Source organism: Streptomyces sp., assembly GCF_031181705.1.
In the GTDB taxonomy this organism is placed as follows: Bacteria; Actinomycetota; Actinomycetes; order Streptomycetales; family Streptomycetaceae; genus Streptomyces.
The window spans coordinates 1-10,061 of record NZ_JAPSKN010000049.1 but is presented as its reverse complement, the minus strand read 5'-3'; the positions used below and the strand labels follow the sequence as shown (position 1 = coordinate 10,061).

General features: G+C 72.2%; 8 protein-coding genes and 1 pseudogene. 6 read left to right on the top strand and 3 right to left on the bottom strand.

Features of this window, described 5'->3' with window-relative positions:
- Positions 1-102 precede the first annotated feature (102 nt).
- On the bottom strand, positions 103-1,404 hold the full coding sequence (locus tag RIN80_RS12405) for a vanadium-dependent haloperoxidase (RefSeq protein WP_309095624.1): 1,302 nt from the start codon (positions 1,402-1,404) through the stop codon (positions 103-105).
- Between the two features lie 101 nt (positions 1,405-1,505).
- Complete coding sequence (locus tag RIN80_RS12400; RefSeq protein ID WP_309095623.1) at positions 1,506-2,828, bottom strand: helix-turn-helix domain-containing protein; 1,323 nt, start codon at positions 2,826-2,828, stop codon at positions 1,506-1,508.
- A 152-nt stretch (positions 2,829-2,980) separates the two neighbouring features.
- Here RIN80_RS12400 and RIN80_RS12395 point away from each other — a divergent pair, with 152 nt between their 5' ends.
- The 4 genes from RIN80_RS12395 (at position 2,981) to RIN80_RS12380 (ending at position 6,573) form a co-directional block, all read left to right on the top strand.
- On the top strand, positions 2,981-3,907 hold the full coding sequence (locus tag RIN80_RS12395) for a proline dehydrogenase family protein (protein WP_309095622.1): 927 nt from the start codon (positions 2,981-2,983) through the stop codon (positions 3,905-3,907).
- Positions 3,908-3,944: 37 nt separating this feature from the next.
- Positions 3,945-5,576 carry an L-glutamate gamma-semialdehyde dehydrogenase gene (pruA, locus tag RIN80_RS12390; RefSeq protein WP_309095621.1) on the top strand — a complete coding sequence of 544 codons (1,632 nt, stop codon included), beginning with the start codon at positions 3,945-3,947 and terminating at the stop codon, positions 5,574-5,576.
- An 85-nt stretch (positions 5,577-5,661) separates the two neighbouring features.
- Positions 5,662-6,195, top strand: a complete 534-nt coding sequence (locus RIN80_RS12385) for a GNAT family N-acetyltransferase (protein WP_309095620.1) — start codon at positions 5,662-5,664, stop codon at positions 6,193-6,195.
- Between the two features lie 246 nt (positions 6,196-6,441).
- On the top strand, positions 6,442-6,573 hold the full coding sequence (locus RIN80_RS12380) for a hypothetical protein (protein ID WP_309095619.1): 132 nt from the start codon (positions 6,442-6,444) through the stop codon (positions 6,571-6,573).
- Between the two features lie 49 nt (positions 6,574-6,622).
- On the opposite strand, the gene RIN80_RS12375 is transcribed toward RIN80_RS12380, so the two are convergent.
- Positions 6,623-8,200, bottom strand: coding sequence for a metallophosphoesterase family protein (locus RIN80_RS12375; protein WP_309095618.1), 1,578 nt, complete (start codon positions 8,198-8,200; stop codon positions 6,623-6,625).
- Positions 8,201-8,343: 143 nt separating this feature from the next.
- On the opposite strand from RIN80_RS12375, the gene RIN80_RS12370 reads away from it, so the two are divergent.
- Positions 8,344-9,387: a 3-isopropylmalate dehydrogenase gene (locus tag RIN80_RS12370; RefSeq protein ID WP_309095617.1), complete on the top strand. Its 1,044-nt coding sequence runs from the start codon at positions 8,344-8,346 to the stop codon at positions 9,385-9,387.
- 245 nt (positions 9,388-9,632) lie between these two features.
- Positions 9,633-10,061: pseudogene (locus RIN80_RS12365) on the top strand (branched chain amino acid aminotransferase); the annotation flags it as partial.

Sequence of the window (10,061 nt, the reverse complement as noted above, 5' to 3'; positions counted from 1 at the left end):
GGTCAAGGGCAGGTCAATGGTTGAATGCGCCACGACCGTAGCATGATGACAATCATTTTCAGAAGTGTGCCCTTGATCTCTCGCGGTCCCGTGCCGGAGGAATCAGGGAACCGGGCGGAAGTACGTCCGCAGCGCCCAGTCGGCCAGCCGGTGACCGGTTTTGACGCCCACCTCGTCGGCCGTCCGGGTGTGGATCCCGCCCCAGACCCGGGCGTCGCTGACGTCCCGCTCGTAGTCGCGGGCGTAGCGGTAGTGGCGGGTCGTGCCGGTGGTGGCCGACCGGATGCGCAGGTCGACGCGGGAGGTCCCGAGGACCCCGGTCAGCATCCGCATCAGCGCGCCGCCCATGGTGGCGTGGCCGCTGAGGTAGTCGGGGTGCGCCGGGGTGGTGAGCAGCGGCTCCCAGTGGCGGTGCGGCCGGGTCGCCGGATTGCCGTCGGTGTCCGCCTCGCGCAGGGCGGTGACGGGCCGCCAGGTGCCGTAGTGCAGCTTGGCGTCCCAGGCGGTGATCACGGCGTCCGCCTGGGCCGTGTTGGCCGCCGCGTACAGGCGTGCCGTCTCGGCGATGTCGAAGCCGTGGCGGGTGGCGTGGTCGCCCAGGGCCCCTTGGAGGTCCAGGGCGACGAAGTACCGCGCGGTGTCCGTCTGTCCGGGGGTGCGGAGCGAGCCGGTCCGCCCTCCGTAGGCCGCCAGCTCGTGGAGGTCCCTGGCGTACCGGGCGGAGCGGAGCGGGGGCGGCGGGCCGGGGCGGAAACGGCTGGGGGAGTCCAGCAGCAGGGGGCGCATCCGACCCAGCCAGGCGCCGGCGAACGGCTCGTGACCGGGCGGGGTGGGCCGCCAGACGCCCGGCCGCGGCCGCACCGGGAAGGACACCGGCGCACCCCGGCCGTCGTCGCGGCGCAGCTCGATGACATGGTCGGCGGCGCGGCGGCCGAACGCCACGCCCTCGTCCTCGGCCCTGCCGTCGGGGATCGTCGCGAGGGTGCGGGTGAGGGTGTCGTCCAGCCGCTGGGCGGCGGCGGGGAAGTGGTGGCGCAGCATCCGGTGCGCCGCCGCGGCGGCGGCCGCCGCGGAGGAGGCCGTACGGGGCGACCGTCCGTCCCACTTGTACGGCGCGAAGCGGCCCTCGACGCCCACGACCGCGTTGTAGACGGCGGTGGAGACGTACGCCTGCCAGACGAACGTCTCGGCCGGGCCCGGGCGGGCCTCGGCGTCGATGACGGCGTCCGCCGCGCGCATCCAGTCGAGCACGACGGCGGCGCTCCGCTCGTCCCGGTGGGCGTCCGGGTCCCCGGGGCCGGGCCGGGCGCTCGCGTGCGGGACCGGCAACGCGAGTGCCAGCACCCCGCAGGCCAGCCCCGCCAACGCCGTTCGCGTCGCAGACCAGGCACGTCGGTTCCGCACGTGAGCTCCTCCCAGCCGATGGCACACCGGGAGAACCGTGACCGTGCGGGTGTGCGACGGCACGGGTCCGTCCCGTGAACCGCCCGAGCGGGCGACGGGTCTCACCCGGTCGGCCCTGTGGCCTCACCGGGGGAGAGCCGGGCTCCCTTCAGCGCCATGTGCAGCAGCAGCCGGTCCTCGCCGTCGTCGAGGTCCAGGCCGGTCAGCTTCTCGATCCGGGACAGGCGGTAGTACAGCGTCTGGCGGTGGACCCCCAGCTCGGCGGCGGCCCGGGCGGCCTGCCCGGCGCAGTCGAGGTAGACCTCGGCGGTGCGGGCGAGTTCCCGGTGGGCGGGGAAGAGCAGCGTCCGCACGGCGGGGTCCCGGGCCACCTCCGGAGGCAACGCCGTGAGCAGCCGGAACGGCCCGATCGCCGTCCACTCGGCGACCGGCCCGAGCCGGGGCTCCGCGAGCGCGGCACAGGCCGCCGCCGACGCCTCCCGCCAGGCGGTTCCCAGCCCGGCGAGCCCGGACGTGGCGGTGGCGACACCGGCGGCCGGGCCGGCCGCCGCCTGCGGGCCGGTGCTCACCGCCCGGCTCGTGGCGCCACCCGCCGCACCGCCCCCGTCGGCGCCTGGGGCCGTCGCGCCGCGCGCCCGTTCCAGCAGGCGTCCCGCCGCCGTCGTCGCCGGGGTCAGGACGTCCGCCGAGCGCAGCCGGATCAGGACCGCCACGCACTGGGACGACGCCCCCCACGGCAGCGTGCACAGCGCCGCCGCGCCCGGCATCGTGCGCACCGACGGCGCGTCGTCGGGGTCGGCCGAGGGCCAGGGCGCGACACACACCACGGTGTGCGGGGCGTCGGCCCGGGGACCGAGCGCCGTGCGCAGCTCGGCGACGGCCATGTCGCGCTGCCAGTCCCGCTCCGCGGTGAGCACCGCTCTCAGCTCGCGGCTGAGGTCCGCACCGTGCTGGGCCTCGTCGGCGAGCAGGGCGCCGATCCGGGCCGTCACCGCCATGGCGTCCACCAGCTGCCGTTCGCTCGGGCCGGGATCGTCGTCCAGCAGCCAGACGTAGCCGTGGACCACGTTCCGGTGGCGGACGGGCAGGCAGATCCGGCCACGGTAGACGCCCGCCTGGGGAGTCGGAGGGATACGGACCGGCCCCGTCGCGCGGGTGATGCCGAAGCCCTCGAACCAGGCCCGGACCGCCGCGGTCGAGCGGCGGGTGAGGATCGAGCGGGTGCGCACCGGGTCCAGGGCCGACGGATCGAGGTCGCCCTCGCTGTCGTACGCCCCGAAGGCGATCAGCTCGAAGTCGCGGTTCTCCAGCGTCGCGGGCGCGCCGAGCAGCTCCGAGATCTCGTCGACCAGCTCCTGGTAGTCACCCCTGTGTTCCGGCGTCACCCGGGCATTGTCCCCCACCACCGGGGCGCCTTCATACATCTGTCTGAGATCTGCGGCACGGATGCGTGACAGCTGTCGATGGCCGACGATCGGAGGGATCCTTAGGTTTCACGGTGGTTCTCCGTGCCGTGTCCGAGGCATCATCCGCCTGGGACACGGCCCTCACGTTGCCTGTGCTCTGGAGGTGCCCCGTGCTGGGTCCCGTGATTCTCGCCGCGTCCCGCAGCGACCGGATGCGACGTCTGATCTCGGCGGCTCCGGTGACCAAGCAGGTCGTCGACCGTTTCATCCCCGGCGAGGACGTCGACGACATCGTCCCCGTCATCCGGGACCTCGCCGGGCAGGGCCTGGAGCTCACGATGGACGTCGTCGGCGAGGACATCACCAGCCCGGAGCAGGCCGCCGCCGCCCGGGACGCCTACCTGGAGCTGATCGACCGCCTCAAGCCGCTGGAGCTCGGCACCCGCGCCGAGATGTCCGTGAAGCTGTCGATGTTCGGCCAGGCCCTCACCGGCGGCCACGAGCTGGCCCTGAAGAACGTCCGGCCGGTCGTCGAGGCCGCCGCCGAGATCGGCACCACGGTCACCCTGGACGCCGAGGACCACACCACCCTCGACTCGATGTTCGCCATCCACGAGGAGCTGCGGAAGGACTTCCCGCAGACCGGCTGCGTCATCCAGGCCTACCTCTTCCGCACCGGGGACGACGCCCGCCGCCTCGCCGCGAGCGGCAGCCGGGTCCGCCTGGTCAAGGGCGCGTACAAGGAGCCCGCCTCGGTCGCGTACCAGGACAAGCGCGAGATCGACCGGGCGTACGTGCGGATCCTGCGGACGCTGATGGAGGGCGAGGGGTACCCGATGATCGGGTCCCACGACCCGCGCCTGATCGCCATCGCCCAGGAGCTCGCCCACCGGGCCGGGCGCAAGCCCGGCGACTACGAGTTCCAGATGCTCTACGGCATCCGCGCCGAGGAGCACCTCCGGCTGGCCGCCGAGGGCCACCGCATGCGCGTCTACACCGCGTACGGCACCGACTGGTACGGCTACTTCATGAGGCGCCTCGCGGAGAAGCCGGCCAACCTGCGCTTCTTCGCCCGAAGCATGCTCACCAAGGGCTGAGACCGAACCGCCGCTCAGTTAAGGAGTTACGGAAAACATGGACGCTGTGACCCAGGTCCCCACCCCCGTCAACGAGCCGGTGCGCGGCTACGCCCCCGGCTCGCCCGAGCGGGCCCGGCTGGAGGCCAAGCTGAAGGAGCTGGCCGACAACCCCGTCGACCTGCCCTGCACCATCGGCGGCGAGAAGCGCATGGGCGGCGGCGAGGCCTTCCAGGTCGTCCAGCCGCACAACCACAAGGCCGTGCTCGGCACCTACCGCAACGCCACGCAGGCGGACGCCCGGGACGCCATCGACGCGGCCCTGGCCGCCGCGCCCGCCTGGCGCGCGCTGTCCTTCGACGACCGCGCGGCGATCATCCTGCGCGCCGCAGAGCTGCTGGCCGGCCCCTGGCGCGAGACGCTCGCCGCCTCCACCATGCTCGGCCAGTCCAAGACCGCCCAGCAGGCCGAGATCGACACGCCCTGCGAGCTGGTCGACTTCTGGCGCTTCAACGTCTCCTACGCCCGCAAGCTGCTCGCCGAGCAGCCTCCGGCCAACGCCCCGGGCGTGTGGAACCGGCTGGACCACCGGCCGCTGGAGGGCTTCGTCTACGCGATCACGCCCTTCAACTTCACCGCCATCGCCGGCAACCTGCCGACCGCCCCGGCCCTCATGGGCAACGTCGTCGTCTGGAAGCCGTCCCCGACGCAGACCCACGCCGCCGTGCTGCTGATGCAGCTGCTGGAGGAGGCCGGCCTGCCCAAGGGCGTCATCAACCTGGTCACCGGCGACGGCATCGAGGTCTCCAAGGTCGCCCTGGAACACCGCGAGCTGGCCGGCATCCACTTCACCGGCTCGACCAAGACCTTCCAGTACCTGTGGAAGACGGTCGGCAACAACATCGAGAAGTACCGCACCTATCCCCGTCTGGTCGGCGAGACCGGCGGCAAGGACTTCCTCGTCGCCCACCCGTCGGCCGACCCGGCGATCCTGAAGACGGCCCTGACCCGCGGTGCCTTCGAGTACCAGGGCCAGAAGTGCAGCGCCACCTCCCGGGCCTACATCCCCGCCTCCATCTGGAACTCCGGCTTCAAGGAGGAGTTCGCCGCCGAGGTCGACGGCATCAGGATGGGTGACGTCACCGACCTGTCGAACTTCATCGGCGCCGTCATCGACGAGCGCGCCTTCGCCAAGAACAAGGCCGCCATCGACCGGGCCAGGCAGGACGCCTCCTGCACGATCGTCGCGGGCGGCACCTACGACGACTCCGAGGGCTACTTCGTCCGCCCGACCGTCATCGAGTGCACCGACCCCGACAACGAGGTCTTCCGCACCGAGTACTTCGGCCCGATCCTCGCCGTGTACGTCTACGAGGACGACAAGTACGACGAGATGCTGACTCAGATGGAGGCCGTCTCCGACTACGCCCTGACCGGCTCGGTCATCGCGAACGACCGCGCGGCCGCCGCCTACACGGCGGACAAGCTGCGCTACGCGGCCGGCAACTTCTACATCAACGACAAGTCCACCGGCGCCGTCGTCGGCCAGCAGCCCTTCGGCGGTGGCCGTGCCTCCGGTACCAACGACAAGGCCGGCGCTCCGCAGAACCTGATGCGCTGGACCCTGACCCGCGCCATCAAGGAGACGCTGGTCCCGCCGACCGACTACACCTACCCGCACATGGGCTGAGACCCGGACGCACCGGCGGGCCGGGCCCCCGGGCCCGGCCCGCCGGCGTGTTCCGGGACGCCTGCGCCCTTCGCATACTGGGGCGATGACCACCCGAGTGCGCACCGACCACACCGCCCGGCTCACCCCGGCGGAGCTCTCCGCCGTGCGCGGCCTGCTGCACGACGCCTTCGACGGCGACTTCGGCGACGACGACTGGGACCACACCCTGGGCGGCATGCACGCCCTGGTGCACGACGGGCACGGGCTCGCCGCGCACGGGGCGGTGGTCATGCGCCGGGCCCGCCACCGGGGGCGCTGGCTGCGCGTCGGCTACGTGGAGGGCGTCGCCGTACGCCGCGACGTGCGGCGGCGCGGGCTCGGCGGCGCGGTCATGGGCGCCCTGGAGGAGATCGTGCTGCGCGCCTACGACGTCGGGGCCCTGTCCGCGAGCGACGACGGCGCCGCGCTCTACACGGCCCGCGGCTGGCGGACCTGGCCCGGGCGGATCCACGCCCTGGGCCCGGACGGCGGCGTCCGCCTGCCGGACGAGGAAGGCAGCACCTATCTGTGGCCCGCTCTCGCGGCCGATCCCGGGGAGGAACTGCTCTTCGACTGGCGTGACGGGGACGTGCTCTGAGGATCCGCAGGCCGGCGGGGTGTGACCCGGTCCACCGTCTCAGATAGTAGGAAGTCCGAGTAATTGTGGAGACAGACGCTCCGGCCTCCCTTAGCTTTGTAGGAGCCGAACGTCTCGCTCGACCCAGCGAATGGCGGTCGTGAGCCGGTCCCCGTGCAGGCAATCCCTGCGGCACCGCTCCCCGCCCCATCCGGCGTCTCGAAACCCTCCCCTCGCACTCCGTGCTGTCGAAGGAGCCGATGTCCCATGCCCGAGACGACCGCCCGCCGCCGAGTCCGTCACGTTTCCCGCACGACCGAGTCCGACCGGAAGAACGCCGCCGCCGCCCTGCAGCGCGCCCTCGACCGCAGGGACAACGGCGGATCCACCGGCCACTGAGCCGCGCCAGGACCGGGAGCCGCACCCGACCGGGGTGCGGTGCGGGGCCTCACGCCCCGCGCCGCACCTCGAAGTGGTCGATCCGCTCGCCGTTCGACGCCAGCGCCGACACCTTCAGCCTCGGCGCGGCGCCGCTCACCGCCTCCACCGAGAGGAACGAGAAGCCCCGGTAGCGCACCCGCGACCACTGCACCGACTCCGCCCGCGTCTCCCGCGACCTGGTCCAGCGGAACGTGTCCACGGGCTCGTGGCGGGTGGTGTTCCCCTCATAGCTCTCCTTCACCCCGCCCGGGAAGCCGTACAGCTCCTTGCCGCCGCCGCCCGCGGTGACGTAGACGATCCCGTCCCGCCGCGGATCGGTCGTGCCGCCGACCGGTACCGGCCTGCCCACCTCGCCGCCCCGGATGGCGTCGGTCCGCTCGTAGACGTGGTTGTGCCCGTTGACGACCAGGTCGACCTCGTACCGGGCGAACAGCGGCAGCCACGCGGCGCGCACCCCGCCGTCGGAGGCGTGCGTGGACGTCGAGTACGCGCAGTGGTGGAAGAAGACGACGATGAAGTCGACGTCCGCCGCGGACCTCAACTCGGCGAGCGTGCGGTCCAGCCACCGCGTCTGCCTGCCCTGCGTGTAGCCGAAGTTGGCGGGGATCTCGTACGACACGTCGTTCGCGTCGAGCGCGATCACACCGACGTTGCCGTAGGTGAAGGCGTACACGCCCGGTGCCGTGCGCGCGTCGAAACCGCTCTCCGGCAGGGAGAAACGGGCGAGTTGACCGCCGTAGCCGTCCGGGGAGTACCAGGCCTCCATGTCGTGGTTGCCGGTCGTCACCATCCACGGCACCGACCGGGCCACCGGCTCGGTCTGCTTCAGGAACCGGTCCCACTGGCTCGCGTCGAACACGTCCGACTCCTTGCCCCTGCCGGTCGGGTCGGCGTAGCAGATGTCGCCCGCGTGGAGGTGGAAGGCGGGCTTCTCGCGCAGCAGCGTGCGGTCGTTGAGCGCCGCCTCCGCACCGACGCCCTGGTCGCCGAAGGCGGTGAACACGAACCGCTCGGGCGGACGCGCGGGCGCCGTGCGGAAGGACGTCACGGTCGACCGGTGCCGGGGGGACGCCGGGTCGAAGCCCTCGTGGCCGACGCCGTAGTAGTACGTCGTGTCCGGGCGCAGGCCGTCCAGCGCCGCGTGCAGGTAGTACTGCTCGACCGCCGGCCGTACACCCTTCAGCTCCGGGGTGCGCAGATCGCGCAGCTCGGCCTCGACCTTGCGGCCGAGGTCGTCGGGGCGCAGGCCGACCCGGACGTAGGGCGTGCGCACCGCGAGCGGCACCTGCCAGGAGATCCGCATCTGCGTCTTGGGGTCGGCCCCGAAGGCGAGGTGGCGGCCGAAGGGCGTGATGAAGGAGCCGGGCGCCTTCGACGTGCTCGGCGCGGGACTCCCCGTCGCCGTGGCGCCCGCCTGCCCGGCCTTCGAACCGGGGCCGCAACCGGTCAGCAGCCCGCTCGCCACCGCGCCCGCGGTCACCAGTGTGCGCCGCCGCGACAGTCGCGTCCGCAGGTACTCGTGCTGCTCCGCCATGCTCATCCGGCGGGCGAGCTCGGGCGGGATGCCGAAGTGGGGGATCTCCATGGCCAGTGAACTTCCCAGCGGAGGCCAACGGCCGCAACACATACGGGTGAACGGCGGGCGACGGCCGCGTGCCGCCATCCGGGCGGGTGTCCGCATCACGGACACCTCGTGTCATCCCATGGGACGAGGAGTAGGGTGCCCGCATGTCTCGCAGCATCAATCTCGCAGTGATCCCCGGTGACGGCATCGGCCAGGAGGTCGTGGCCGAAGGCCTGAAGGTCCTCTCCGCCGTCCTTCCGCAGGATGTGAAGCTGGAGACCAAGGAGTACGACTTCGGCGCCCGGCGCTTCCACGCCACCGGTGAGACCCTCACCGACGCCGACCTCGACGCCCTGAAGCAGCACGACGCCATCCTGCTCGGCGCGATCGGCGACCCCTCCGTGCCGTCCGGCGTCCTGGAGCGCGGCTTCCTGCTCAAGCTCCGCTTCGCCTTCGACCACCACGTCAACCTGCGCCCCTCGAAGCTGCTGCCGGGCGTGGACACGCCCCTCAAGGGCGAGCCGGCCATCGACTTCGTCGTGGTCCGCGAGGGCACCGAGGGCCCGTACACCGGCAACGGCGGCACGATCCGCAAGGGCACCGAGCACGAGGTCGCCACCGAGGTCTCGGTGAACACGGCCTTCGGCGTGGAGCGTGTGGTCCGGGACGCCTTCGCGCGTGCCCAGGCCCGCCCGCGCAAGAAGCTGGCACTGATCCACAAGAACAACGTGCTGACCTTCGCCGGCCACCTGTGGACGAACGTCTTCAACAAGGTGGCCGCGGAGTACCCCGAGGTCACCACCGAGTACATGCACGTGGACGCGGCGACGATCTACCTCGTCACGCAGCCCGAGCGGTTCGACGTCATCGTCACCGACAACCTCTTCGGCGACATCGTCACCGACCTCGCCGCGGCCGTCTCCGGTGGCATCGGCGTCGCCGCGAGCGGGAACATCAACCCGTCCGGCGAGTTCCCCTCGATGTTCGAGCCCGTGCACGGCTCGGCCCCGGACATCGCCGGCCAGGGCAAGGCCGACCCGACCGCCACCGTGCTGTCCGTCGCCCTGCTGCTGCGCCACCTCGGCTGGGAGGCCGAGGCCGCGCGCATCGACGAGGCGGTCGCCGCCGACCTCGCCGAGCGCACCGGCAAGCCCGCCCGTTCCACCTCGGAGATCGGTGACGCCCTCGCCGTACGCGTAGCCGGCTGACCCGCCGCCGCACTCTCCGCAAGCCGCCGGGTCGCATCCGCACCCGGCGGCTTCCGCATGTTCCCGCCGGGTGCGACCATCGACCACCGGGCCGGATTTCAGCCCGTTCCTTCCGCCTCCGCCCCCGGGCGATAATCGAACGTGAGGCCGCGGAATGAGGGAATGCTCGGACGTCCTAGCACTGGTCCTCACCAGAGCGGTACCGAGCGCGGCCCGTCACTACAACCGGTGAAGGACATCAACCCATGACGACGCCCACGATCGAGCTCAAGCCCTCCGCCAACCCGCTCTCCGCCAGCGAGCGGGAGGCGATCCTGGCCAACCCCGGGTTCGGCCGCCACTTCACCGACCACATGGTGACGATCAAGTGGACGGAGGGCCGCGGCTGGCACGACGGGCAGCTCGTGCCGTACGCGCCGATCTCCCTGGACCCGGCCACCACGGTCCTGCACTACGCGCAGGAGATCTTCGAGGGGCTGAAGGCCTACCGCCGCCCCGACGGCTCGGTCGCCACGTTCCGTCCGGAGAAGAACGCCGAGCGCTTCCAGCGGTCGGCGCGGCGCCTGGCGATGCCGGAGCTGCCGGTGGAGACGTTCATCGAGGCGTGCGACGCGCTGGTCAGGCAGGACAAGGCGTGGGTGCCGGCCCACGGCGGCGAGGAGTCCCTCTACCTG

Excerpts from the sequence above, each read along its gene's own strand:
- RIN80_RS12375 (WP_309095618.1), bottom strand. The coding sequence starts at position 8,200 with ATGGAGATCCCCCACTTCGGCATCCCGCCCGAGCTCGCCCGCCGGATG.
- RIN80_RS12370 (WP_309095617.1), top strand. The coding sequence starts at position 8,344 with ATGTCTCGCAGCATCAATCTCGCAGTGATCCCCGGTGACGGCATCGGC.
- RIN80_RS12400 (WP_309095623.1), bottom strand. The coding sequence starts at position 2,828 with ATGTATGAAGGCGCCCCGGTGGTGGGGGACAATGCCCGGGTGACGCCG.
- pruA (WP_309095621.1), top strand. The coding sequence starts at position 3,945 with ATGGACGCTGTGACCCAGGTCCCCACCCCCGTCAACGAGCCGGTGCGC.
- RIN80_RS12380 (WP_309095619.1), top strand. The coding sequence starts at position 6,442 with ATGCCCGAGACGACCGCCCGCCGCCGAGTCCGTCACGTTTCCCGCACG.
- RIN80_RS12385 (WP_309095620.1), top strand. The coding sequence starts at position 5,662 with ATGACCACCCGAGTGCGCACCGACCACACCGCCCGGCTCACCCCGGCG.